This is a genomic window from Streptomyces sp. MB09-01, assembly GCF_033794505.1.
Taxonomy (GTDB): Bacteria; Actinomycetota; Actinomycetes; order Streptomycetales; family Streptomycetaceae; genus Streptomyces.
Window position 1 is genome coordinate 1 of sequence record NZ_JARAYQ010000128.1, and the last position, 23,203, is coordinate 23,203.

Annotated in this window: 20 protein-coding genes and 2 pseudogenes; 9 read left to right on the forward strand and 13 right to left on the reverse strand. The window is 71.8% G+C overall.

What is annotated here, in order from left to right:
• Positions 1-144 precede the first annotated feature (144 nt).
• Positions 145-1,725 carry a fatty acyl-CoA synthetase gene (locus tag PV721_RS24855; RefSeq protein WP_416371176.1) on the reverse strand — a complete coding sequence of 527 codons (1,581 nt, stop codon included), beginning with the start codon at positions 1,723-1,725 and terminating at the stop codon, positions 145-147.
• A 156-nt stretch (positions 1,726-1,881) separates the two neighbouring features.
• Here PV721_RS24855 and PV721_RS24860 point away from each other — a divergent pair, with 156 nt between their 5' ends.
• A complete protein-coding gene (locus tag PV721_RS24860; protein ID WP_319727882.1) occupies positions 1,882-4,356 on the forward strand; it encodes a penicillin acylase family protein in 2,475 nt (824 codons plus the stop codon).
• Positions 4,357-4,383: 27 nt separating this feature from the next.
• Here the strand turns inward: PV721_RS24860 and PV721_RS24865 are convergent, their stop codons facing one another.
• Entirely contained in the window at positions 4,384-5,505 is a 1,122-nt protein-coding gene (locus PV721_RS24865; RefSeq protein ID WP_319727883.1) for an ionic transporter y4hA, read from the reverse strand.
• A 148-nt stretch (positions 5,506-5,653) separates the two neighbouring features.
• Between PV721_RS24865 and PV721_RS24870 the strand changes: the two genes are divergently transcribed.
• The gene (locus tag PV721_RS24870; RefSeq protein WP_319727884.1) at positions 5,654-6,403 is read left to right on the forward strand and encodes a hypothetical protein; all 750 of its coding nucleotides are present in this window, start codon (positions 5,654-5,656) and stop codon (positions 6,401-6,403) included.
• 97 nt (positions 6,404-6,500) lie between these two features.
• Here PV721_RS24870 and PV721_RS24875 read toward each other — a convergent pair whose 3' ends face one another.
• Positions 6,501-8,057 (reverse strand): acyl-CoA synthetase, encoded by a 1,557-nt coding sequence (locus tag PV721_RS24875; RefSeq protein WP_319727909.1) that lies wholly within the window; start codon positions 8,055-8,057, stop codon positions 6,501-6,503.
• Between the two features lie 14 nt (positions 8,058-8,071).
• A complete protein-coding gene (locus tag PV721_RS24880; protein ID WP_319727885.1) occupies positions 8,072-9,178 on the reverse strand; it encodes a nitronate monooxygenase family protein in 1,107 nt (368 codons plus the stop codon).
• Positions 9,179-9,472: 294 nt separating this feature from the next.
• Between PV721_RS24880 and PV721_RS24885 the strand changes: the two genes are divergently transcribed.
• Entirely contained in the window at positions 9,473-11,374 is a 1,902-nt protein-coding gene (locus PV721_RS24885; protein ID WP_319727887.1) for a serine hydrolase domain-containing protein, read from the forward strand.
• 47 nt (positions 11,375-11,421) lie between these two features.
• Here PV721_RS24885 and PV721_RS24890 read toward each other — a convergent pair whose 3' ends face one another.
• Positions 11,422-12,321: an RNA polymerase sigma-70 factor gene (locus PV721_RS24890; protein ID WP_319727888.1), complete on the reverse strand. Its 900-nt coding sequence runs from the start codon at positions 12,319-12,321 to the stop codon at positions 11,422-11,424.
• Positions 12,322-12,515: 194 nt separating this feature from the next.
• On the opposite strand from PV721_RS24890, the gene PV721_RS24895 reads away from it, so the two are divergent.
• Positions 12,516-13,574, forward strand: coding sequence for an NAD(P)/FAD-dependent oxidoreductase (locus tag PV721_RS24895; RefSeq protein WP_319727890.1), 1,059 nt, complete (start codon positions 12,516-12,518; stop codon positions 13,572-13,574).
• A 19-nt stretch (positions 13,575-13,593) separates the two neighbouring features.
• On the opposite strand, the gene PV721_RS24900 is transcribed toward PV721_RS24895, so the two are convergent.
• Both PV721_RS24900 and PV721_RS24905 read right to left on the reverse strand, forming a co-directional pair.
• On the reverse strand, positions 13,594-14,280 hold the full coding sequence (locus PV721_RS24900) for a DNA alkylation repair protein (protein WP_319727892.1): 687 nt from the start codon (positions 14,278-14,280) through the stop codon (positions 13,594-13,596).
• Between the two features lie 163 nt (positions 14,281-14,443).
• Positions 14,444-15,057, reverse strand: a pseudogene (locus PV721_RS24905) (GNAT family N-acetyltransferase).
• A gap of 270 nt (positions 15,058-15,327) precedes the next feature.
• On the opposite strand from PV721_RS24905, the gene PV721_RS24910 reads away from it, so the two are divergent.
• Positions 15,328-15,894, forward strand: coding sequence for an IS5 family transposase (locus tag PV721_RS24910; RefSeq protein WP_416371177.1), 567 nt, complete (start codon positions 15,328-15,330; stop codon positions 15,892-15,894).
• Positions 15,895-15,951: 57 nt separating this feature from the next.
• On the opposite strand, the gene PV721_RS24915 is transcribed toward PV721_RS24910, so the two are convergent.
• A complete protein-coding gene (locus PV721_RS24915) occupies positions 15,952-16,665 on the reverse strand; it encodes an alpha/beta hydrolase (RefSeq protein WP_319727894.1) in 714 nt (237 codons plus the stop codon).
• Between the two features lie 582 nt (positions 16,666-17,247).
• Here PV721_RS24915 and PV721_RS24920 point away from each other — a divergent pair.
• Entirely contained in the window at positions 17,248-17,622 is a 375-nt protein-coding gene (locus PV721_RS24920) for a nuclear transport factor 2 family protein (protein WP_319727896.1), read from the forward strand.
• Positions 17,623-17,755: 133 nt separating this feature from the next.
• Here the strand turns inward: PV721_RS24920 and PV721_RS24925 are convergent, their stop codons facing one another.
• From PV721_RS24925 to PV721_RS24935, 3 genes are all read right to left on the reverse strand, one after another.
• The gene (locus PV721_RS24925; RefSeq protein WP_390080054.1) at positions 17,756-18,652 is read right to left on the reverse strand and encodes an IS982 family transposase; all 897 of its coding nucleotides are present in this window, start codon (positions 18,650-18,652) and stop codon (positions 17,756-17,758) included.
• Positions 18,653-18,715: 63 nt separating this feature from the next.
• The gene (locus PV721_RS24930; protein ID WP_319727898.1) at positions 18,716-19,093 is read right to left on the reverse strand and encodes a VOC family protein; all 378 of its coding nucleotides are present in this window, start codon (positions 19,091-19,093) and stop codon (positions 18,716-18,718) included.
• Between the two features lie 9 nt (positions 19,094-19,102).
• Positions 19,103-19,747 carry a TetR family transcriptional regulator gene (locus tag PV721_RS24935; protein ID WP_319727900.1) on the reverse strand — a complete coding sequence of 215 codons (645 nt, stop codon included), beginning with the start codon at positions 19,745-19,747 and terminating at the stop codon, positions 19,103-19,105.
• A gap of 84 nt (positions 19,748-19,831) precedes the next feature.
• Between PV721_RS24935 and PV721_RS24940 the strand changes: the two genes are divergently transcribed.
• Both PV721_RS24940 and PV721_RS24945 read left to right on the forward strand, forming a co-directional pair.
• Complete coding sequence (locus PV721_RS24940) at positions 19,832-21,040, forward strand: FAD-dependent monooxygenase (protein WP_319727902.1); 1,209 nt, start codon at positions 19,832-19,834, stop codon at positions 21,038-21,040.
• Positions 21,041-21,078: 38 nt separating this feature from the next.
• Positions 21,079-21,528 carry a nitroreductase family deazaflavin-dependent oxidoreductase gene (locus PV721_RS24945; protein ID WP_319727903.1) on the forward strand — a complete coding sequence of 150 codons (450 nt, stop codon included), beginning with the start codon at positions 21,079-21,081 and terminating at the stop codon, positions 21,526-21,528.
• A 15-nt stretch (positions 21,529-21,543) separates the two neighbouring features.
• Here PV721_RS24945 and PV721_RS24950 read toward each other — a convergent pair.
• Positions 21,544-22,028 (reverse strand): annotated as a pseudogene (locus PV721_RS24950) (IS5/IS1182 family transposase); the annotation flags it as partial.
• Between the two features lie 143 nt (positions 22,029-22,171).
• Between PV721_RS24950 and PV721_RS24955 the strand changes: the two are divergent.
• On the forward strand, positions 22,172-22,705 hold the full coding sequence (locus PV721_RS24955; RefSeq protein WP_319727904.1) for a hypothetical protein: 534 nt from the start codon (positions 22,172-22,174) through the stop codon (positions 22,703-22,705).
• Positions 22,706-22,926: 221 nt separating this feature from the next.
• On the opposite strand, the gene PV721_RS24960 is transcribed toward PV721_RS24955, so the two are convergent.
• The coding region (locus PV721_RS24960) for a DUF3471 domain-containing protein (protein ID WP_319727905.1) at positions 22,927-23,203 on the reverse strand (277 nt) is incomplete at its 5' end.

The window sequence follows — 23,203 nt, forward strand, 5'->3', positions numbered from 1 at the left end:
CACCACCCTGACGGCGCGCCCGGGTCCCCGCCCGATCCGAAAGGGACGGCCCAAGGATCGTCCCGTCAATGCTCTCCGAGCTGCCTCGGGCGTCGTGGTCCGAAGGTGCGAGCGGCGCGCTGGTGAGGAGCGAGGGGACAGGGCTCAGGAGGCGGAGGTGTCGCCGAAGCGGTCGCGGAGTTCCCGCTTGAGGATCTTGCCGCTGGCGTTGCGCGGGAGGGTGTCCACGAAGAGCACCCGCTTCGGGGCCTTGAAGTGGGCCAGCTTCTCCCGTGCGTACGTCAGCAGCTCCGCCTCGGTCACTTCCCCGCGCGGGACCACGACCGCCGTGACCGCCTCGATCCACCGCTCGTCCGGCAGCCCGACCACCGCGGCCTCCGCCACCCCCGGGTGGGTGTAGAGCACGTCCTCCACCTGGCGCGAGGCGACCAGTACCCCGCCCGAGTTGATGACGTCCTTCACCCGGTCCACGACCGTGAAGTACCCCTGCGCATCGCGCACCGCGAGGTCGCCCGAGCGGAACCAGCCGTCCCGGAAGGCCTTCTCCGAGGCCGCCGGGTCGTTCCAGTACCCGAGGCACAGCTGCGGTGAGCGGTAGACCACCTCACCCGCCGTTCCGTCCGGCACGTGCTTGCCGTCCTCGTCGACGACCTTCGCCTCCACGTGGCGCACCGGCCGCCCGCAGGAGTCCATCCGCCCCTCGTGTTCGTCCGGCCCGAGCACGGTGGCCAGCGGGCCGATCTCGCTCTGACCGAAGCAGTTGTAGAAGCCGAGGCCGGGCAGCCGCTCGCGCAGCCGTTCCAGGACCGGAACCGGCATGATCGAGGCCCCGTAGTACGCCTTCCTCAGCGCGCCCAGCTCGCGCACCGCGAACTCCGGGTGGTTGGCCAGGCCGATCCACACGGAGGGCGGGGCGAAGAGGCTGTCCGCCTCCCCCGCCTCCACCAGGTCGAAGACCTGCTCCGCGACCGGCGCGTCAAGGATGGTGTTGCGCGCCCCCACCGCGAGGTACGGCAGCAGGAAGACGTGCATCTGCGCCGAGTGGTACAGCGGCAGCGAGTGCACCGGCCGGTCGTCCTCGGCCAGGTCCAGCGCCTCGATCGCGCTCTCGTACTCGTGGGCGAGGGCCCGGTGGGTCATCATCGCGCCTTTGGGCAGGGCGGTGGTCCCCGAGGTGTAGAGCAGCTGCGCCAGCCGCCCCGGGTCCGCGTCGGGTTCAAAGGCCAGCGGGTCGGCCAGTTCCGCGAGGAAGGAGCCGGGGGCGTCGCGCAGCAGCCGTACGGGACGTCCGCCGGGGATCCGGCCGGCCAGGTCCGGGTCGGCGAGGACCAGGGCGCTCTCGGAGTCGTCCAGGATGTACGCGAGGTCCTCGCCGGTGAGGTTCTGGTTCACCGGAACGTGGGTGAGCCCGGCCCGGGCGCAGGCGAGGAAGGCGAGGAGATAGGCGTCGCAGTTGTGGGCGAAGGTGGCGACGCGGTCGCCCTCGGCCAGCCCGTACCGCTCCCGCAGGACGGCGGCGCCGGTGGTGACGGCGGCGTCGAGTTCCGCGTACGTCCAGCTCCGGTCGCGGTAGCGGACGGCGAGGCGGCCGGGAACCCGTCGCGCCGTGTCGCGCACCAGCCCGTCGACCGTGTTGTGCCGCACGGCCCGCACCGGCCGTCCTTCCTCCACGGCCTGCTCCGCCGACCCCGCCTGCTCCGCCCGCCCTGCTCGCGCTGCCGTCATGGCGCGATCCTCGTCCCCGCACTCCCAAGGTCAATGACCGGGATACCGAACGGGATGTTGACAGATCATCGGACCGCCTGCATGAGTGTGGGTGCACGGACGCACCGCCTGTCCCACGGGCAACCATGCCCATCCGCAGGCTACTTGGGAGGCACCTTGCACCTCGGCACCCGTCCGATACTCCGCCGCGTCGCCCTCACCGGCGCCGCGCTGCTCGCCGCGACGGCCGCGATGCCGCAGGCCTCGGCGGCGACCGGTGACCGGATACCGGCCGGCGGCGGTCTGTCCGCCGTCATCCGTTACACCGAGAACGGCATCCCCCACATCCTCGCCCGCGATTACGCCCAGCTCGGCTTCGGCACCGGCTGGGCCCAGGCGGCCGACCAGGTCTGTGTCCTCGCCGACGGGTTCGTGACCGTCGCCGGTGAGCGTTCGCGCTGGTTCGGCCCCGACGCCGCACCCGACGGATCCCTCTCCTCCGCGACCCGCAACCTCGCCAGCGACCTGTACTTCAAGGGCGTCCGCGAGTCCGGCACTGTGGAGAGGCTGCTGGCGACCCCTGCCCCGGCCGGTCCCACCAAGGACCTCAAGGAGCTGATGCGCGGCTGGGCCGCCGGGTACAACGCCTGGCTCGCCCAGAACGGGATCACCGACCCCGCCTGCAAGGGGGCCGCCTGGGTCCGCCCGGTCACCCCCACCGACGTGGCCGCCCGCGGCTTCGCGGTCTCCGTCCTCGGCGGCCAGGGACGCGGCATCGACGGCATCACCGCCGCGCAGCCGCCCGCCGCACGACCTCCGGGTGCGCAGCCACCCGCCGCAGCGGCGCCCGGCGCGCCGGCGCCGGCCCGCGGCCCGGCCGCCGAGCCCGATCCGGCGACGGCGGCCCAAGCGGCGCGCGACTTCTTCGACACCGGCCGGTACGACATGGGCTCCAACGCGGTGGCCTTCGCGGGTTCCACCACGGCGAGCGGCAGCGGACTGCTGCTCGGCAACCCGCACTATCCGTGGCAGGGCGGGCGCCGCTTCTGGCAGTCGCAGCAGACCATCCCGGGCAAGCTGAACGTCTCGGGCGGCTCCCTCCTCGGCACCGCCGTGGTCAACATCGGCTTCAACGAGAAGGTCGCGTGGAGCCACACCGTGGCCACCGGCACGCCCGTCAGCCTGCACCAGCTCGCCCTCGACCCCGCCGACCCGACCGCCTACCTGGTCGACGGCAAGCCGGAGGGGATGACCCGGCGGACCGTCACCGTTCCGGTGTCCGACGGCGATCCGGTCACCCGTACCCAGTGGTGGACGCGCTACGGACCGGTCGTCTCGAACCTCGGCCCGGGCCTGCCGCTGCCCTGGACGGCCGGCACGGCGTACGCACTGAACGATCCCAACGCGGCGAACCTGCGCGGCTCCGACACCGCCCTGGCCATGGGCAAGGCCCGCTCGGTCGCCGGGATCCAGGACGCGCTGGCCCGCACGCAGGGCCTGCCCTGGGTCAACACGGTGGCCGCCGATTCCGCGGGCGGCACCCTCTTCACCCAGTCGCAGGTGCTCCCGCGGATCACCGACGAGCTCGCGGCCCGCTGCTCCACCCCGCTGGGCCGGGCCACGTACCCGGCCTCGGGGCTGGCGGTGCTGGACGGCTCGCGCACGGACTGCGCGCTCGGCGCGGATCCGGACGCGGTGCAGCCGGGCGTCTTCGGCCCCGCGAAGGCGCCGACGCTGCGCGACGCCCCGTACGCCGAGAACTCCAACGACAGCGCCTGGCTGGCCCATGCGGAGCGGCCGCTGACCGGCTACGAGCGGGTCTGGGGCAACGTCGCCACCCCGCGCTCGATGCGCACGCGCGGCGCACTCGAGGACGTCTCGGCGATGGCCACGAAGGGCCGGCTGACCGTGTCCGACCTCCAGGAGCAGCAGTTCGCCAACCGGGTCCCGGCCGGCGATCTGGCGGCGGCGGACGCGGCGAAGGCCTGCTCCGCACTGCCGGGCGGCACGGCCACCGGCAGCGACGGGAGCGTGGTGGACGTTTCGGCCGCCTGCCCGGTCCTGGCGGGCTGGGACCGTACGACCGACAGCGCCAGCCGCGGCGCGCTCCTCTTCGACCGGTTCTGGCGCAGGCTGACGGCTTCGACGGCGGCCAAGGACCTGTGGCTGGTGCCGTTCTCGGCGGCCGATCCCGTACGCACTCCCCATACGCTCAACGGGGCGGCGCCGGGCCTCGGGCGGGCGCTCGCGGACGCGGTGGCCGAGCTGAGGGCCGCCGGGATCGCCCTGGACGCCCCGCTGGGCGAGCACCAGTTCGTGGTGCGGGGCGGGCAGAAGCTGCCGGTGGGCGGCGGCACGGAGGCGCTCGGCGTCTGGAACAAGATCGAGGCGCCGTGGAACGCGGCGGCCGGCGGCTACCCGGAGGTCACCCACGGCTCCAGCCACATCCAGGCGGTCGGCTGGGACCGCGGCCACTGCCCGGTGGCGCGCACCCTGCTGACGTACGGCCAGTCCTCGAACCCCGGTTCGCCGTACTCCGCGGACCAGACCCGGCTGTTCTCCCAGGAGCGCTGGGTCACGGCTCGGTTCTGTGAACGGGACATCCTCACCTCCCCGCAGCTGAAGGTGGTCTGGGCCCGCGAGCGGCGCTGACCGCGCCCTCCTCCTGGCCGCCGGTCCTCAGGGGCTGACGGCCAGGAAGAGGTAGGCGGCCAGCAGAACGATGTGCACGCCGCCCTGGAGCAGGGTGGCGCGGCCGGGGGCGATGGTGAGGGCGCTGACCACGACGGTCAGGGCGAGCAGCACCATGTGGACCGGACCGAGGCCCAGCAAGAGAGGGCCGGAGAGCCAGATCGAGGCCAGGGCGATGGCCGGGATGGTCAGGCCGATGCTGGCGATGGCGGAGCCGTAGGCCAGGTTGAGGCTGGTCTGGACACGGCCGCGGCGGGCGGCGCGGACGGCGGCCAGGGTCTCGGGCAGCAGGACGAGCAGGGCGATGATCACACCGACGACGGCGTTGGGCAGGCCGGCGTCGGCGACGCCCTTCTCGATGGTCGGGGAGACGGCCTTGGCGTCGCCGACCACCGCGACGAGCGCGACCACCAGCAGGCCGAGGCTGATCAGGGCGGCGCGGGCGGTGGGCGGGGCGGCGTGGTCCTCTTTCTCGCCCGGGCCGCCCGGGCCGTCGGCCGGCCGCTCGGTTTCCACGGGCAGGAAGTAGTCCCGGTGACGGACCGTCTGGACGGCGACGAACAGGCCGTACAGGGCGAGCGAGGCGATGGCGGCGAAGGTCAGCTGGGCGGTGGAGAACTCCGGGCCGGGCTTGCTCGTGGTGAAGGTCGGCAGCACCAGGCTGAGGACGGCGAGGGTCGCGACGGTGGCGAGGGCCGCGCCGGAGCCCTCGGGGTTGAAGACCGCGACCCGGTTGCGCAGGGCTCTGACGAAGAGGGACAGGCCGACGATGCCGTTGCAGGTGATCATGACGGCGGCGAAGACCGTGTCCCGGGCGAGCGAGGAGGTCTTGTCCCCGCCGTCGGCCATCAGGGTGACGATGAGGGCCACTTCGATGACGGTGACCGCGACGGCGAGCACGAGGGAGCCGAACGGTTCCCCGACCCGGTGGGCGACGACCTCGGCGTGGTGGACGGCCGCCAGTACCGCGCCCGCGAGGCAGAGCGCGACCAGCACCACCCCGAGCGCGGGCAGGTCGCGTCCCCAGCTGAGGACGAGCGCGACGAGCGCCACCAGGGGGACCACGAGGGTCCAGTCGGTCAGGGCGGATCTGCGGGTAGCCGTACTCATATAAGCAAACTTGCCAGAAATGCCCCTCTGATGCGGTGTCGTCCGCGTCACGCGCGGCGGGCGTGACGGGGGTGGCGGAGCCTCAGGCGGGGCGTGGCGTCTGGTGCGGTGTCCCCGGAAATACCGGCACGGCGCCGCAGAATGGGGCATGACCTCAGCGGACGCACCCTCGCCCTGGACCGGGGAGGACCTGAACCGGCTGCACCGCGTCGCGGTCCGGGCGTTGCAGCGCCACGTCTCCCCGGCACCCGGGGCCGAGGGCGCCGCCGGGGGCGCGGGCCGGCCCGTACGCGGGGTGGTGCAGCCGCCGGAATGCCCGGACACCACCCGCGTGGTCCTGTGGGACGGCCGCGACCTGGACAGTTCGGTCGCCTACGACCTGCCTCTGGTCGACGCCTCCTACGACTGCAACGTCCCGTGGAGCGTCATCGCCGCGGTGCTGCGGCAGCTGGCCGCCGCCGGACCCGACCCGGCCGCCGCCCGGGCCACGGACGGCCTGGGCATCCCGGTCGTCGACGCCCGCGCCGCGACCCGGCGGTTCCTGGAGGAGCCCGCGTACGACCTCACCGACGCGCTCCACGCCGCCGTCTCCATGATCGGGTACTACGGCGAGGACCCGGATCCCGAGCCCGAGCTGCTGCTCGCCGGTTTCCTGCTGGTCGCCCCCGCCACGGTACGGCTGTACGTCGACCGGACGGCGGGTGCCGCCTCGGCTGCCGGGCCGGCCGGACGGATCGGTGTGGACATCGCGCTGCGGGACGAGGAGGGAGCCGTACGAGGGGGGTTCACCGGGACGATGGCGGCGCTGCCCTCCCTCGTACGCGACGAGCTCGACTGGAACACCTCGGAGGCCGAGGACCCCTACTGCACGGGGGTCTACGACTTCACCTCCTGGTGACGCGGAATCAGCGGGACGAGCGGGACCGGCGGGACGAGCGGGATCAGCGGGATCAGCGGATCAGCCCGATTACCCCGATCGGCCGGAGCCCGCGCGATCACATGGCCCGGTCGTGGCCCTCCCAGTAAGGGTCGCGCAGCCGCCGCTTGTAGAGCTTGCCGTTCGGATCGCGCGGCATCGTCTCGATGAAGTCGACCGTCTTGGGGCGCTTGTAGCCGGCGAGTTGGCGTTCGCAGTGGTGCAGGATCTCCGCGGCGAGCGCGTCGCCCGCGACGAAGCCCTCGGCCGGTTCGATGACCGCCTTGACCTCCTCGCCCCAGTCGGCGTGCGGGATGCCGAAGGCGGCGGCATCCGCGACGGCCGGGTGGGTGAGCAGGGCCGATTCGATCTCGGCGGGGTAGATGTTCACCCCGCCGGAGATGATCATGTCGATCTTGCGGTCGCGGAGGAAGAGGTACCCGTCCTCGTCCATCAGGCCGAGGTCGCCGACGGTGAAGAAGTCGCCGATGCGGTTCTTCTTCGTCTTGCCCTCGTCCTTGTGGTAGCTGAAGCCGCCGGTGTTCATCTTGATGTAGACGGTGCCCAGTTCCCCGGCGGGCAGCCGGTTGCCGACGTCGTCGAAGACGGCCAGTTCGCTGATCGGCCAGGCCTTGCCCACGGTTCCCGGCTTCTTCAGCCAATCCTCGGCGGTCGCGAAGGCGCCGCCGCCCTCGCTCGCCGCGTAGTACTCCTCCACGCAGCCGCCCCACCAGTCGATCATCGCCCGTTTGACGTGGTCGGGGCAGGGCGCGGCGCCGTGGATGGCGTGCCGCATCGAGGAGACGTCGTAGGCGTCCTTCGTCTCCTGGGGGAGCGCCAGCAGCCGGTGGAACTGCGTGGGCACCATGTGGGTGTGCGTGCAGGCGTGCCGGTCGATCAGGCGCAGCATGTCCTGCGGGGTCCACTTGTCCATCAGGACCAGCGGGTGCCCGATGTGCAGGGCGGCGCCCGCGAACTGGAGGACGGCCGTGTGGTAGAGCGGCGAGCAGACCAGGTGGACGTTGCCGTCGAAGGGGCGGATGCCGAAGATGCCGAGGAAGCCCCCGAGGTAGGTCTCCTCCGGGAGCTTGCCGGGCAGCGGGCGGCGGATCCCGCGCGGGCGGCCGGTGGTGCCGGAGGTGTAGTTCATGACCCAGCCGAGGGTGCGCTCCCCGGGGACCGTCCCGGGCTGCCCGGCGAGGAGGTCCCCGTACGGGCGGAAGCCCGCGACCGCGCCGACGGCGTATCGGTGGCTCGCGGGGAGGGCGGCCTCGTCGGCCGCGGCGGTGGCGGCGTCGGCGAAGCGTTCGTGGGCCACGAGCACCTTGGCCCCGGAGTCGGAGACGATCCAGGCGATCTCGGGGCCGACGAGATGGTGGTTGACGGGGACGAGGTAGAAGCCGGCCTGGGAGGCGGCGAGGTAGGCGGTGAGGAACTCGACGCCGTTGGGGAGGACGACGGCGAAGACGTCCCCCTGCTGCAGGCCGGCGGCGCGCAGGCCGTGGACGAGGCGGTTGACGTCGGCGTGCAGCCGGCCGGCGGTCCACTCCTCGCCTTCGGGGGTGACGAGGACGGTGCGCTCGGGGTCTGCGGCGGCCTGCGCCCAGAACCCGTTGGGCAACTGGTTGTCGGTCATGCTGCTCACGCCTCTCAGACTCGGCCGGCGATGCGGTTGATGCGGTCGATGGCGCGCTCGAACCCGGTCGTGAGGTCGTCGAAGACGGCCTGGACGCTGCGTTCGCTGTTCATCCGTCCGACGATCTGGCCGACAGGGGTGCCGAGCAGCGGCTGGACCTCGTACTTCTGGATCCGGGAGACGGCCTCGGCGACGAGCAGGCCCTGGAGCGGCATGGGCAGCGCGCCCGGGCCCTCCGGGTCGTCCCAGGCGTCGGTCCACTCGGTGCGGAGCTGGCGGGCGGGTTTGCCGGTGAGGGCGCGGGAGCGGACGGTGTCGCCGGAGCCCGCGGCGAGCAGCTTCTCGGTGAGGGCGCGCGAGTGGAGGTCGGCCTCGGTGGTGGTGAGCCACAGGGAACCGAGCCAGGCACCCTGGGCGCCGAGGGCGAGTCCGGCGGCGATCTGCTGGCCGCTGCCGATGCCGCCGGCGGCGAGGACCGGGAGCGGGGCGACGGCTTCGGCGATCTCGGGGACCAGGACCATGGTGGCGATGTCGCCGGTGTGGCCGCCGGCTTCGTAGCCCTGGGCGACGACGATGTCGATGCCGGCTTCCGCATGGCGGCGGGCGTGCTTGGCGCTGCCGGCGAGGGCGGCGACGAGGACGCCGTGGTCGTGGGCGCGGGAGATGACGTCGGCGGGCGGGGAACCGAGGGCGTTCGCCAGGAGTTTGATGGGGTAGTCGAAGGCGACGTCGAGCTGGTTGCGGGCGACCTGCTCCATCCAGCCCGTGATGCGCCAGCCGGAGGCCTCGCCTTCGGCTAGCTCGGGCACGTGGTGCTTGGCGAGGGTGTCGCGGACGAAGGCGTGGTGCCCGGCCGGGATCATCGCCTCGATGTCGGCTTCGCTGATGCCGTCGACGGCCTTCTTGGCGGGCATGACGACGTCGAGGCCGTAGGGCTTGTCGTCGGTGTGCGCCTGCATCCAGTCGAGGTCGCGTTTGAGGTCGTCGGGAGCGGTGTAGCGGACCGCACCGAGTACGCCGAAGCCACCCGCGCGGGTGATGGCCGCGGCGACCGCCGGGAAGGGCGTGAAGCCGAAGATGGCGTGCTCGACTCCCAGTTTCTTGCTCAGCTCCGTCTCCATGGGCGGCAGGATGCCGCAGCCCGGCACGCGAGGGAAGAGATTTTCTGATGCAGTGTCAGATTCTTTACGGGCCGGTCGGTGCGGAGGGTGCCCGACGGGCGGGCAGATAACCACTAGCGTGCGGATCGCCTGCGGCGCGCCGGGCAGATCCGTGAGGCCCGGGGCCCGTTCGCCTGCCGGCGCGCGCACGGCAGGTGCCGGGGCCCCGGCCGCACGAATGCGGGCGGAGGACGACGCGCAGCCGGACAGCGGGTTGCGGGTTGCGGGTTGCGGGTTGCGGACGAGGAGGGCCGGATGGCAGCGGACACGGGGGCCGAAGCGGTGGCGGAGGCCGGCACGGAACGGACGGGCGGCACGGGCGGCACCGGCCTCGAGCAACCGCACGAGCGCGAAGGAGGGGGCGAGCCGGGGCGGGGGCTGAGCCGCCGCCGGCTCGGGGCGCGACTGCTCGCGCTCGGCGGGGTGCTCGTCCTGCACGCCGCGCTCCCCGGCGCCGCCGCCGGGGCCTCGGGCAACCCGGCCGAGCGACGCGCCCTCCAGGGCCTGCGGCTGCGGTACGGATCCGCACGCCAGGCCGGCCTGCTGGAGAAGCACCTCGAAGGGGTCGCGGACGAGGCCCGGCGGTTCCTCGGCCCCTCCCCCGAACACCCCTACTACGCCGGTGCGGTGGTCCTCGCGGGCCGGGGCCGCACCATCGCCCTGCACCGCGCCATGGGCGAGGCCGTGCGCTACGCGGACTACGACGGGCGGACCGACCGGGTCCGGGAGTTCCCGGCGGCCGAGCGGATCGCGATGGCCGAGGACACGGTCTTCGATCTGGCCTCGCTGACCAAGCTGTTCACCTCCATCCTGGCCGTGCAGCAGATGGAACGGGGGCACTTGGAGCTGGAGGCTCCGGTGCGCCGGTACCTGCCGGAGTTCACGGGGGGCGGCAAGGAGGTGATCACGGTCCGTCAACTGCTCACGCACACCTCGGGGCTGCGTTCCTGGGCGCCCTTCTACAAGGAGTCCACGCGGGAGGGTCGCCTGAGGCTGCTGTGGTCGGTGAGGCCCCAGGAGACTCCGGGAACGGTCTACCGGTACTCCGACCTGAACCTGATCACCCTCCAGCTGCTCTTGGAACAGATCACCGGTCGCACTCTGGATGTCCTGCTCCGCGACGAGATCACTGCTCCACTCGGGATGCACCGCACTCGTTACAATCCACCGCTCTCCTGGCGCCGGGTCACCGCCGCCACCGAGGTACAGCGCCCGCCCTGGTCCGGCCTGGACCGCGGGCTGGTGTGGGGCGAGGTCCACGACGAGAACGCGTACGCGCTCGGCGGCGTCGCGGGCCACGCCGGCGTCTTCGGCACCGCCTGGGACCTGGCCGTCCTCGCCCGCACCCTCCTCGACGGCGGGGTCTACGCGGGCAAGCGCATCCTGCGCCCGTCCTCCGTCGAGCTGCTCTTCACGGACTACAACACCGCCTTCCCGGGCGACGACCACGGCCTCGGCTTCGAGCTCTACCAGCACTGGTACATGGGCGCCATGGCCACCCCGCACTCCGCCGGGCACACCGGCTTCACCGGCACCTCCCTGGTCCTCGACCCCTCCACCGACTCCTTCCTGATCCTGCTCGGCAACTCCGTCCACCCCGTGCGCACCTGGCGGGCCGGCAGCGCGCCGCGCGTCGCCGCCGGCAACCGCTTCGCCCGCGCCGTCCCGGTCCGCACCCGGCACGGCGGCGCGGCCTGGTTCTCCGGGATCGAGCCGGGCGCCTCCGGCACGCTCACCCTCCCGCCGCTCACCCCGGCCACGGACGGGGCCCGGCTGCGCTGCGCGGTGTGGTGGGACACCGTGCCCGGCGAGGGCGCCCTGCACCTGGAGGCCTCATCCGACGGGGAGCGCTGGGAACCGCTGCCCTTCAGCACCCTCCGGTCCACCGGCGGCGTGCCCGAGCAATGGCCACGCGGCTCGGTGAGCGGCTGGTCCGGCCGCATCTGGCACCGCCTCGAAGCCCCCCTCACCGGCGCCGGGCCGGGCCGGGAGGTACGCCTGCGCTTCCGCCACGCCGCGACCGGCCGCTACGTCGGCCGCGGGATCTACGTGGACGTCATCCGCGTGTCGGAACCGGCCCGCCTCCTCTTCTCGGAAGACCGCCCCGCCGACGCCGTCCGCCTCGAAGCCACCGGCTGGACCCGCTCCGCGGACTAGGCGTGGGCGAGGCGACGTGGGCGCGGTCGTCGACGGGGTCCCCGGACTCAGCGGCTCACCACGGTCTCCCGGTCCATGCGGGTCAGCTTCTCGGGGTTGCGCACGGTGTAGATGCCGGTGACGACCCCATCGTCCATCCGCATGGCCACGACCAGGTCGATCTCCCCGTCGATCCGCACGATCAGCGCCGGATGGCCGTTGATCTGGGCCGGCTCCAGCGTCGACACGGGTCCCCACGCCGCCACGCCGGCGGCCAGCAGGCGGGCGACCTTCTCGGCTCCCACGGTGGGCCGGGGCATGGCCTGCTTGATGCCTCCGCCGTCGCTCAGGGCGACGACGTCCGGCGCGAGGAGGTCGACGAGGGCCTGCAGGTCTCCCGTCTCCACGGCCCGCTGGAAGGCCCCGAGCGCGGCCCGGGTCTCGGCCGTGGACACGACACCGCGCTGACGGCGCGCGGCCACGTGCGCCCGCGCCCGGTGGGCGATCTGCCGGACCGCGGCAGGGCTCTTGTCCACGGCCTCCGCGATCTCCTCGTACCCGAGGTCGAAGACGTCGCGCAGTACGAACACCGCCCGCTCGGTCGGTGCGAGCGTCTCGAGAACCAGCATCATCGCCATCGAGATGCTGTCGGCCAGCTCGACGTCCTCGGCCACGTCCGGCGCGGTGAGCAGCGGCTCGGGCAGCCAGGGGCCGACGTACGACTCCTTGCGCCGGCCGAGCGTGCGCAGCCGGCCGAGGGCCTGCCGGGTGGTGATCCGGACCAGGTACGCACGCTGCTCGCGCACCGTGTCGAGATCGACGGCCGCCCAGCGCAGCCAGGTCTCCTGGAGGACGTCCTCCGCGTCCACGGCCGACCCGAGCATCTCGTAGGCGACGGTGAAGAGCAGGTTGCGGTGGGTGACGAACGCCTCGGTGGCGGGGTCGGGACGGCGATCGTCCTCGCTCATGCCGTATCTCCTGTTTCTTCGGTTTCTTCTGCTTCTTCTGTCTCATGGCTCTCGACCGTGCCGCCCACAAGACACCGGGTCCCGCCGTCCTGTGACACCTCGCCCGCTGTGACGCGCGACACGCCGAAGGGATGTCACAGGGCCCGGCCCGCCGGCATCTCATGTCCGACCAGTCACCGAGGCAGGAGGCCGACATGAAGGTGGTAGTGGTGGGCGCCGGTTACGCGGGCATGCTTGCGGCGAACCGGATCGCCAAGAAGGTGAAGACCGCCCAGATCACGGTGATCAATCCGCGCCCCGACTTCGTGGAGCGCGTACGGCTGCACCAGCAGATCGCGGGAACCGCCGTCGCGGCGGCGCCCCTCGCGTCGATGCTGCGCGACGGGATCGCTTCGCGGGTCGGCACGGTCGACAGGATCGGAGACGGCAGCCTCGTCCTCGACGACGGGGCGAGCTTCGACTTCGACTACGCGTTCCTCGCCGTGGGCAGCACGGTGCGGCCGATGCCGGGGACCGTCCCGGTCGGCACGTGGGAGGGCGCCGAGCGGGCCCGCGTGGCACTCGCCGCCCTCCCCGCGGGCAGCACGGTCACGGTCATCGGGGGCGGTGCCACGGGCGTGGAGACGGCGGCGGAGGTGGCCGAGGCGAGGCCTGACCTCCAGGTGCGGATCGTCGGGTCGTCGGTCGGCCGGGACTTCTCCCACCGGGCGTTCCAGCGGGTCCGGTCCGGGCTGGAGCGGCTGGGGGTCGCCGTCGTGGACGACGGCGTCACGGCGGTCGCCGACGGCGTGGTGCGCCTTCGGTCGGGAGCGGGGTTCGCCTCGGACCTGACCCTGTGGGCGATCGTGTCGGGCGTCCCCGACCTCGCGGCACGCAGCGGCCTCGAGGTCGATGCGGAGGGCCGTGCGGTCGTGGACGCGTACCTGCGGAGCGTCGACGACGAACGGATCTTCGTCGTGGGCGACTGCGCGGCCGTACCCGGGGCCCGTTTCGCCTGCGCCCTCGCCACGCCGCAGGCGGCTCACGCGGTCGACACGCTGGCCCGCCTGAGCGAGGGCCGCCAGCCCGAGCCGTACTCCCTGCGTTACCTCGCGCGGGCCGTCACGCTCGGACGCAAGGACGCGGTGGGCCAGTTCACCCGCGCCGACGACTCCCTCCGGCGTGCGTACGTCACCGGACGCACCGCCGCCGTGATCAAGGAGTTGGCGTCCCGCGGCGGAAAGTACGGCGCCCGCACGGGAACCGGCGCCTAGAGACAGGACCCAGGGGGCGCTACGCGTCCTGCCGGCGGCTCACCATCTCGGTGATCCAGACCGGTGCGAACGGAGAGGTGCAGCCCGGAGAGGTCGGGTAGTCCTTGAGCACTTCGAGGCGCTCACCGAGGTCGATGGCACGCGTGCGGCACTCGGGGTGCTCGATCCCGATCTGGGCCAGGCAGTGGTTCATCGCCCACTGCAGGCGCTCCGGGGCGTCCTTCATCTGCGTCTCGATGACGTCGAGCAGTCCGGCGAGGTCGAGGCCCTCGGGCTTCCTCGCGACGCGTTCGGTGGTCAGCGCCCAGCCGGCACTCGCGACCACCGGATCCGGGTCGGCGGACCAGGCGGCACGCAGCTCTTCGTGGTGCGGGTTCTTCTTCACGACGTAGTTCACGAGCCAGTCGTGCACCTTGGGTGTGCGGGCCCCGCGCAGCATGGTGTCCAGCTCGTCAGGCCCGAACGCCTTCGGGCGGCAGATCAGGATCGCCAGCAGTCTCGCCGCGGTGTCGTCCGTCTCCCAGAGCCGGACCGCGAGTTCCTGCTGCGTCTTCAGCCGCTTCGCGAGCGCGCGCAGCTCGCCGAGGTTCACACCGTGGTCGTCGCCGTGCTTCTCGTTCACGGCGCGCGCCTTCGGGTCCTCGAGTGCGGCCAGCTCGGCCATCACCTCGGCCACCGCCGTCCCGGTCAACACCGTCTCGGCCATCCCAGCCTCCCGTCCGTCCCGTGCGGGATGCAGCCTACGGCGCAAGGCGGCCCCTGGGGTACACGCGCCGGCGCCGTGGCCGAGCGGACGACGCGGGGCGCTCGGCGGGCCGGGGCGAGCGGTCATCCGTACGCAGTCGGACGGGGCCGCTCGCCCCGGTGCGTCACGCCGCCCGGGCGCCGGCCGGCTGCGGTTCGCGGCGCATCGCCCACAGCGTCGGGCCGCCTCCGGGCAGCCGGACTTCCTCGCGCACGGTGAAGCCGAAGTGCTCGTAGAAGGGAAGGTTGTCCGCCTTGGAGGACTCCAGACAGGCCGGCAGGCCCGCGGCGTCGGCCTTGGCCAGGCCCGAGCGCAGCAGGGCGGCCCCCTGGCCCGTGCCCTGGGCGGCGGGGTCGGCGCCGATCACCGCGAGGTACCAGTGCGGTGCCCGGGGCGTGTGCTGGGCGGCCGCCTCGACGGCCGCCCCGAACAGCTCGGCCCGGTCGCCGAGGATGGTCCGCAGCTGCTGGATGGTTTCCGCGTCGGGAACGGCCTTGGCCTGTGTCTCCGGCGGCACCCAGAAGGCCGCCGCGGCCTCGGTGAACTCGCACACGGCGTTGGAGACGTACTGCCGGGTGAAGAGCGTCGTGAAGTAACTGCCCAGTGACGCCTCGCGCGAGGAGTCGTCGGGGAAGAACCAGCGCATCATCGGGTCGTCGTCGAAGGCCCGGGCCAGGGAGCGGCTGTCAGCCCTGCATCGTCGATCGCTGCCGTCTTCGGCGTGTTCGGTATCAGCATACGGACATTTTGCATCTGATGATCTTGAACGGTGCGGGCGGGGTCCGACGTCGGACACGGGACGCCCGGACACGGGAGGCCGGACACCCGACGCCCGCATCCCCGACACCGCCGCTCGGGCCTGTATCGAAAGTGGATCTTTCTCCATGAATGATCTCCGTTCATGGGGCGGGGTGATCTCACTGATGAACAGTGGGCGGTGTTGGAGCCGTTGTTGCCGATGGGGACGAAGGCGGGGCGATCGCGTGGGAGCTGAGCGTCGATTCCACGGTGTGCCGCGCCCATCAGCACGCGACTGGAGCCCGGAAGCAGGGTGACCTTCAGAGGGAACCGCCGGGTGGTGTCTTCACCGAGCCCCGAGATCATGGACTGGGACGCTCGCGCGGCGGGTTCACCACCAAGGTGCACCTGACCGTCGAGCAGGACCAGAAGCCCATGTCGATCGTGGTAGCAGCCGGGCAGCGCGGCGACTCGCCGCAGTTCGAACCCGTGCTGAGGAAGGTCCGCGCGCCCCGCATCGGGCCGGGCCGGCCGCGCGTCCGTCCCGATCGGGTGCGTGCCGATAAGGCGTACGCCCCCCGCAAGAACCGCGCTTACCTGCGTCGCCGGGGGATCCGCTGCACCATCCCGGACAAGGTCGATCAGGCGCGCCACCGCAAGCAGCGCGGCTCTCGCGGCGGCCGGCCGCCGAAGTTCGACCCAGTCGACTACCGTGAGCGCCACGCGGTCGAGTGTGGGATCAACCGCCTCAAGAGGTACCGCGCCGTCGCCACGCGATACGACAAGCAACCGGTCCGCTATGAGGCGACCGTCCTCATAGCGGCCATCGGTGAATGACTGTGACCAGCACACATCAAGCGCGTTCAAAACGAGCCCGAAGGCGTGGAGGTGCTCTCACTCCACGGCAGCATTGAGGAGAATCTGCGCCAGCTCGCGCGGCTGGGAGAACATCGGCCAATGACCGGTGTCCATCTTGGCCAGCCGCCAGCGCTTGCTGTTCAGCAGCTCGGCCACATCATCGTCGGGCTCGGCGTCATCGGGCTCGGCCCCCGGCATCACGCACAGGATGTATGTCGCCGGAAGTTCACCGAGCGGCCCCGCCAGCACAGCGGGCTCGGTCAGCGTGGCACCTGGGTGAGGCGTCGAGCCACGCACGAGGCGTGCGATCTGCTCATCGGTGAGACCTTCGCCATCGTAATGAGCAGCTGGCGCGAGCGGCCAAAACCCTCCGCTCTCGGCGATCGATGCCTCCACTGCCGCCCCGCCGTCCGGCCAGGCGGAGACAAACGACTCGCCGTCAGTTGGAACACTTGAGTCGACGAATACCACGCGGGCCAGTCGGTCACCGATCCGCTCCGCGGCCTGACCTACCGGGATGCCCGAGTAGCTGTGACCCACCAGGACTACGTCACGCAGACCCTGGCGTTCTACCTCGGCAACGATGTCCTGGACGTGAGTCGCTTGCCCCGCCGGTACACCCCGCTTGTCAGCAAGACCGGACAGCGTCAACGGATAGACGCCGTGGCCAGCCGCGCGCAGATACGGCACCACCTCGCCCCACGCCCACGCCCCGAGCCGTGCACCTGCAACCAGCACGAAGTTCACCATGCCCGCACCGTAGCCGGGCAGCCTGACGATCTCCTAGAAAATACTTTCGATACAGGCCCTAGACGAGTAGTTCCGATGTGTTCGGCTCAGTAATGACGACGGCGTGGCCGAGGACAGGGGGATGTGTCGTTCTGGCCGGCGCGCAGAGGGTACGAGCGCGCCTGGCGCCACGAGCGTAAGCCCGGGCGCACGAGCGCGCCGGTCACGAGCCACCGCACGCCGCCTCCAGCGGAACGGACACGTGTATACCCGCCGAGCGGACGGAAAGCCTTCACCTCCATCTGCCAACTCAGCTCTGGGTGCCTGCGAAGCGCGCAGGTTCCAGAATCCTGGGCATCGTTCAGCAGGAACCCCGCGCGGTCATCCTGGCGATTGCCGGGCTTCTCGCGCGGGTTCGCTGTCCAAGAGCGAGTAGGGCAGGGGCAGGGGTTGCCGGTCTGAAAGCCGGAGGAGTCCTCGGCGGCAGCCTGCGGCATCCCCCAGAGCCGTGGCCAGGTCGCTGAACGAAAGTTGGCTCCGGGAGGTCAGGCCGAGCCAACAGTTCCTGCCCACAGTAAGTGACCGAACGGTTACGATGTGCCTATGGGTGCTGACATCGACACGATCGCTAAGAACTTCGCGGACCACTACTGCCATACGTTCGACAACCAGCGAGAGGGGCTGGCAAAGTACTACAGAGAGCAATCCATGCTGCACTTTGAGGGCGAGGCCCGCCTGGGCCGGGAGTCCATCATGGAGAAGCTGACGAACTCGTTCCTGAAGACTCAGCACCGCATCAGCACCTTCGACGCGCAGCCCACCAACATCGTCCCCGGCGCTGTCCTCATCCTGGTCAACGGCGAAGTGCTTATTGACGACGAGCCGCGTGCGCTGCAGTTCACACAGACGTTCCACCTGATTCCGGACGATAAATCGTACTGGCTTCTGAACGACATCTTCCGGCTCACCTACTCCTGAGGCTGTCACCCACTCGGCAGCCGACCGCAGCGACGCAGGGCGCCCGATGCCGGGAGCCAAGGTGGTGGTCGTCACCTTGGCCCGGTCAACCTTCGGCGTCCTCGTCGAGGTCGACTGCGGCCGATCGTGTATCTCAGTGATCGAATGCGGTCAGCGACCGCAGGACCGGTGCGCCGGTCTTGTGGTTGTGCCAGATCGCTGCGGCCATGGCGAGGATGCGCTGGGCGACGCGGACGGCGACTCCCTCGAAGGTGCGTCCGCCGTGCTGTTCCAGGTCAAGCTGGCCCTTGAGAGTGTCGTTGACCGATTCGATCAGCTGCCGCACCGATTTCAGCAGGGCCTCGCCATTACGGCGTTTCTCCCGCTTGAACGAGGGGCGGAGCAGCTCGGCGCCCTGGAAGGCGAGAGCGGTTTCGAACTCTTTGGAGGCGAAACCCTTGTCCGCGATGATCAGCAGGCTGGGCCGGTCGGCAACCAGGTGCGGTTCGCGGTCCAGCATCGCGGCCAGCACCTCCCGCTCGTCGATCTTCGGGTTCGCCAGGGCCCAGGTGACCGGCATCCCAGTCGGTGTGCATGCCAGATACAAACGCAGGCCCCAGAAGAACCGCGAGTGCGAGGCGCAGTACCCGTATCCGGCCCAGCCGGCCATCTGTGACCGCTTCACCGTGGGCCGCGACATGCCACACGGCACCGGCGTGGAGTCGACGATCCAGTGGTTGTCGAACCAGAAGTCCGTGTCCACCGCGAGCAGTCGTATCGCTTCCTTGACCAGCGGCAGCGCGGCCCGCAGCCTCTTGTTGTATCCCGGCCGCTTGGGCAGGTACGGGAACATCGAGCCCAGATTAGCGCGGGCGAAGCGCAGCCAGCGGGCCTCCGAGGTGAAACCCAGCAGGGCCTGCGCCACGGCCAGACAGACCAGCTCGGAGTCGCTCAACAGCGGCGGGCGGCCCAGGCGTCGGGGCTCTCCGATCTCGTCGTCAAACTTCACATACAGTCCGGTGATGAGGGTGTCCAGGCGCTCGTTCGTCACACAACGATCTTGGACACCTTCCCTGCGTCTCCGAACAGACCGCCAGCATTTGGAACTACTCGTCTAGTGGCGGACCAGGCAGAAGGGGTGGCCCGCCGGGTCCGCGAAGATCCGCCAGCTCCGCCCGTCCGCGCCCCCGTCGAGGAGCCTGGCTCCGGCCGCCAGCGCCTGCTCCTGGGCGCGGTCGAGGTCCGGGACGCCGAGGTCCAGGTGGATCTGCTGCGGCCGGGCGGGGTCCGGCCGGCGCGGGGGCTGATGGTCCGCCGCGCGCTGGAAGGCGAGGACCTGACCCGACGGTGCGTGGAGGGTCGCCCAGCCCTCACCCACCGCCCAGCGCCGGTCGGGCTGGTTGACGTTTCCGCCGAGCAGGGACCGGTAGAACTCGGCCAGCACCCGCGGATCGGGACAGTCCAGGACCACGCACTGCAGTTCAGCGATCACGACCGGATCCTAACCGGGGTGCGCGAGGGCCGCGTCGATCATCCGGCGGGCGACGGAGGCGAGTTCGGCCGGGTCCGGGGCCACGCGGGACCGGGCCAGGGCGCCGGCCAGCCGGTCGTAGAGGAGCCCGTCCGTCCAGGCGACGAGCAGCTCGGCGGCCCCCTCGGGCCGGTCGGCCCCGAGTGCGGCGAGGATGCCCGCGGCCCGGGCCCGGGGCCCCTGTCCCGCCCGGAGGAAGTCCGCCTCCAGCGCGGGGTTGCGGGCCGCCTCCAGGCTGAGTTCGAAGCGGGCCAGCTGACGCTCGCGCCCCACCGTCAGCCAGCGGTGCAGCAGTCCGGCCAGCGCGGCCGCGGCCGCCTCCCGGTCCAGCGCCGGGAGCGCGGACGGGCTCTCGCCGTCGAGGTCCCCGAGGTCCAGGTCGCCGAGGTCCACGTCCCCGAGGTCCAGCTCGGCCAGCCGCTGGTAGCAGGCGCCGATCAGGGCCGTTCGCGTACGGAAGTAGTACGAGGTGCTGCCCGCCGGCAGCCCTGCCGCGCCGTCGACCGCGCGGTGGGTCAGTCCACGGAGGCCGGTGGCGGCCACGAGGCCGATAGCCGTGTCGGCGATCAGCGTCCTGCGGTCCGTGATGTGTGCGCTCTGGCGGGGGGTGGACATCCCCTCACTCTACAGCTGTAGAGTGAGGGGTATCGGACTCTACAGCTGTAGAGGGCGGGGAAGAGCGAAGAGAAGGGGATGCACATGTCGGCACCTCAGCGTCACGCGGTCGTGGCAGGCGCGGGGATCGGCGGGCTCACCGCGGCCGTGGCCCTGCACCGACGGGGCTGGCGGGTCACCGTGTGCGAGCGGGCGCCCGGGCCGAGCGCCGTCGGCGCCGGGATCGTCCTCGCCCCCAACGCCCTGCGCGCCTTCGACGCCATCGGCTTCGACATCACCCGCGCGGTGGGCCGTGCCGTGCCCGCCGCGATGGGCCTGCGCCGCGCGGACGGCCGCTGGCTGAGCCGCGCCGACACCGCCGCGCTGGCCGCCCGTTACGGCGGGCCGCCGCTCGCCGTACACCGCTCGGCCCTCGCCGACGCCCTGGCCGACGCGCTCCCCGAAGGCTCGGTGCGGTACGGCGTCGCGGTCGCCACGGTGGACGACCCGGAGGGCTCCCCCGTCGTCCGCACCTCGGCCGGCGACCTGGCGGGGGCCGACCTGGTACTGGCCGCCGACGGCATCAACAGCCCGCTGCGGCGCCAGTACTTCCCGGACCACCCCGGCCTCCGCCACAGCGGCGAGACGGCCTGGCGCACCGTCCTGCCCGCCGCCGCGGGCCGCGCCGAGGCGGCCACCGCCGAGACCTGGGGCCGCGGCGAGCGCTTCGGCGTCGTCCCGCTCGCCGACGGCCGGATCTACGTCTACGCCACCGCCGTAGCCCCCGAGGGGTACCGCCCCGCCGACGTGCGCACCGAGCTCCTGCGCCGCTACGGCACCTGGCACGACCCGATCCCGGCCCTGCTGGAGCGGATCGACCCGGCCGCCGTGCTCCAGCACGACCTGTACGACCTGGCGGCGCCGCTCCCCCGCTTCCACCACGGGCGCCTCGCCTGGCTCGGCGACGCCGCCCACGCCATGACCCCCAACCTGGGCCAGGGCGGCTGCCAGGCCGTGGAGGACGCCGCGGTCCTCGCCCATCTCCTGGACGGGGCCGCCGCCTCGGGCGTTCCGGCCGCTCTCACCGCCTACAGCACTGCCCGCTGTGCGCGCACCGACGCCATCCGCGTCCGCGCCCGCCGTGCGGGCCGGATCGCCGCCCTCACCCATCCGCTGGCCGTGGCCGCCCGCGATCTCGCCGTCCGCGCCACCCCGGCGCGCGCCGCGCACCGGGCGATGGATGCGCTGTTCGACGGATTCGCGCTCCCGGACGGAATGCGCACCGTGCCCGCGGGCGTTGGGACTCGTTGGTGAGGTTCGTTGACCGTTCAACACGAAGGCAGGCGGATCCGATGACCATCGACGTCGACTGGGACGACCCGACCGACCCCAAGGAGGGCACCTGGCAGTCGGACCACGTGAAGCTGTACGTGGGCTCGGGCGGCTCCGAGGGCCAGTACTGGAACGGCACCCAGACCCTCCTGCTCACCACCCTCGGCCGGGTGTCGGGCAAGCCGGTCCGCACCCCGCTCATCTACGGTGAGGCCGACGGCCGTTACCTGGTCGTCGCGTCCAAGGGCGGTGACCCGGCGCACCCGCTCTGGTACCGGAACCTGTCCGAGCACCCCACGGTCCGCATCCAGGTCGGCCCGAAGGTCATGCAGGGCACGGCCCGTACCGCCACTCCCGAGGAGCGCGCCGCGTACTGGCCGGTGATGGTCAAGCACTGGCCCGCGTACGACGAGTACCAGGCCAGGACGGACCGCGAGATCCCGATCGTGGTCATCGATCCGGTCGCTTAGGTTCTGTCTCTTTGGTCAGTGTCGGGTCCAGATGAGGATGCCGGCGAGGTGGGTGCGGCCTGGTAGGCGATGGCGAGTTTGTCGGTTCGTGTGGCCAGGCCGCGTCACTGTTTGAGGCGGTTGATGCAGCGTTCGACGGTGTTCCGTTGCTTGTGGGCCTCGCGGTCGAAGCCGGGTGGGCGCCCGCCTTGACGGCCTCGCCGTTGGCGGTGGCCGATCTGATCGGACGGCTGCGGGATGACCGCGCGGATTCCCCGGTGTCGTAGACGGGCCCGGATGGCGCGACGCTGTTCTGGCCGACCGCGGTGACGGTGAAGGCCAGGGGCCGGGCCCGGCCGTCGGCCGCACGGTGGACCTTGGTGCTCAGGCCTCCGTGGGAGCGTCCGAGTGCGTGATCGACTGGCTCCCGGCGTCCAGCCGCCCCCCTTTTTTTTGACTGCTCCGGCGGCGTGCTGGTGGGCCCGGACGACGGTGGAATCGACCGACAGGGTCCAGTCGATGTCATCTGCTCGTCCGTTGAGGCCAGAACTGAGAGGCTGTTGTCTTTCCGTACCTAATCGCCGACTTTCTGCTGGTCAGGCATGGTGCCGTGGGTTCCGTGGCAGAGAGGACATGTCGTGTCGTCTCGGGTGGAGCTTCGGGAATGCCGTCGGTGGTCGGTTTGCTGGAGGAGCGGGAACGGGGTGCCCGGCAGCGGGTTGAGGTGCTGCGCGAGGAAGCCGATCGGGTCCTTGCCGAGCTGCGCGACGCGGAGCTGTTCTGGGAGCGGTTCGTGACTGCGCGGGAGGTTCTCGCCGAGGTTCTCGCTGGTTCGGGCGGTGGTGCTGACGTCGAGGAGGCTGCCGTGCCGGTTGCGGAGAACACTGCCCCGGCGTCGACGCCGACGCCGAAGGGCGGGGCGATGCCGGGGTCGGGGTCGGTGGTGCCGGTATGGCGGGAAGGTCTTGAGGTGTCGGCGCTGTCGCCGGACTATCAGCAGATCGTCAGGGTCCTGGCCGCCGCGGAGGCGGCGTTGACCTGCGGGGAGATTACTTCGGTGCTCGGCCTGGAGCGCGTGCCCGCGAAGGTCGAGGGCGTCCGGTCGAAGGCGGCTCGAATGGCGGACAGGGGCTGGCTGGTCAAGGAACCCTCGGGGCCGTTCACGCTCGCGCCGGGGCTGCGAGGCGGCGGGTCATGAGGCCCGCCCGGGCCGAGCACCGGGCCGGCGTCCAGCAGGCGGGCGATGGCCTCGGCGCCGGCTCCGCCCGCGTAGTGCGCGGCGAGGCAGTCGCCGAGATCCGGCCGACTTCCCTCCGGGTCGGGCGGCAGCCGCAGCCGGACCGGGTCGATGCCGGCGCGCTGGATGAGGGGCGAGGGGGGGGCTGGACTCTGCGTCTCATCGGGGACGGGCTATGCGGCCTACTGCTCGGTGAAGGTGCCCAGGTGGTTCGCATCGAGGGACTCGACGCGGACCGTGCCGTCTGCGAACGTCACGCCGGTGCGGCCGGCCGCCATCTCGCCGGTGGTCTCGAAGCTGAAGGTGTCGCCGTCGTAGTGGGTGAGCGGGAAGAGCATCGGCTTGGGGCCGAGGGCGAGGGTCAGCGCGCCCTTGTCGTCGGCCGTCACGGTCGCCTTGCCGTAGTACGGGTTGTCGTAGGTGCCGGTGTAGGCGGCGCTGTCCTTGGCGGGCTTGGCG

Excerpts from the sequence above, each read along its gene's own strand:
- PV721_RS24855 (WP_416371176.1), bottom strand. The coding sequence starts at position 1,725 with ATGACGGCAGCGCGAGCAGGGCGGGCGGAGCAGGCGGGGTCGGCGGAG.
- PV721_RS24865 (WP_319727883.1), bottom strand. The coding sequence starts at position 5,505 with ATGAGTACGGCTACCCGCAGATCCGCCCTGACCGACTGGACCCTCGTG.
- PV721_RS24870 (WP_319727884.1), top strand. The coding sequence starts at position 5,654 with ATGACCTCAGCGGACGCACCCTCGCCCTGGACCGGGGAGGACCTGAAC.
- PV721_RS24875 (WP_319727909.1), bottom strand. The coding sequence starts at position 8,057 with ATGACCGACAACCAGTTGCCCAACGGGTTCTGGGCGCAGGCCGCCGCA.
- PV721_RS24880 (WP_319727885.1), bottom strand. The coding sequence starts at position 9,178 with ATGGAGACGGAGCTGAGCAAGAAACTGGGAGTCGAGCACGCCATCTTC.
- PV721_RS24885 (WP_319727887.1), top strand. The coding sequence starts at position 9,473 with ATGGCAGCGGACACGGGGGCCGAAGCGGTGGCGGAGGCCGGCACGGAA.
- PV721_RS24890 (WP_319727888.1), bottom strand. The coding sequence starts at position 12,321 with ATGAGCGAGGACGATCGCCGTCCCGACCCCGCCACCGAGGCGTTCGTC.
- PV721_RS24895 (WP_319727890.1), top strand. The coding sequence starts at position 12,516 with ATGAAGGTGGTAGTGGTGGGCGCCGGTTACGCGGGCATGCTTGCGGCG.
- PV721_RS24900 (WP_319727892.1), bottom strand. The coding sequence starts at position 14,280 with ATGGCCGAGACGGTGTTGACCGGGACGGCGGTGGCCGAGGTGATGGCC.
- PV721_RS24915 (WP_319727894.1), bottom strand. The coding sequence starts at position 16,665 with ATGGTGAACTTCGTGCTGGTTGCAGGTGCACGGCTCGGGGCGTGGGCG.
- PV721_RS24920 (WP_319727896.1), top strand. The coding sequence starts at position 17,248 with ATGGGTGCTGACATCGACACGATCGCTAAGAACTTCGCGGACCACTAC.
- PV721_RS24935 (WP_319727900.1), bottom strand. The coding sequence starts at position 19,747 with ATGTCCACCCCCCGCCAGAGCGCACACATCACGGACCGCAGGACGCTG.
- PV721_RS24940 (WP_319727902.1), top strand. The coding sequence starts at position 19,832 with ATGTCGGCACCTCAGCGTCACGCGGTCGTGGCAGGCGCGGGGATCGGC.
- PV721_RS24945 (WP_319727903.1), top strand. The coding sequence starts at position 21,079 with ATGACCATCGACGTCGACTGGGACGACCCGACCGACCCCAAGGAGGGC.
- PV721_RS24955 (WP_319727904.1), top strand. The coding sequence starts at position 22,172 with ATGCCGTCGGTGGTCGGTTTGCTGGAGGAGCGGGAACGGGGTGCCCGG.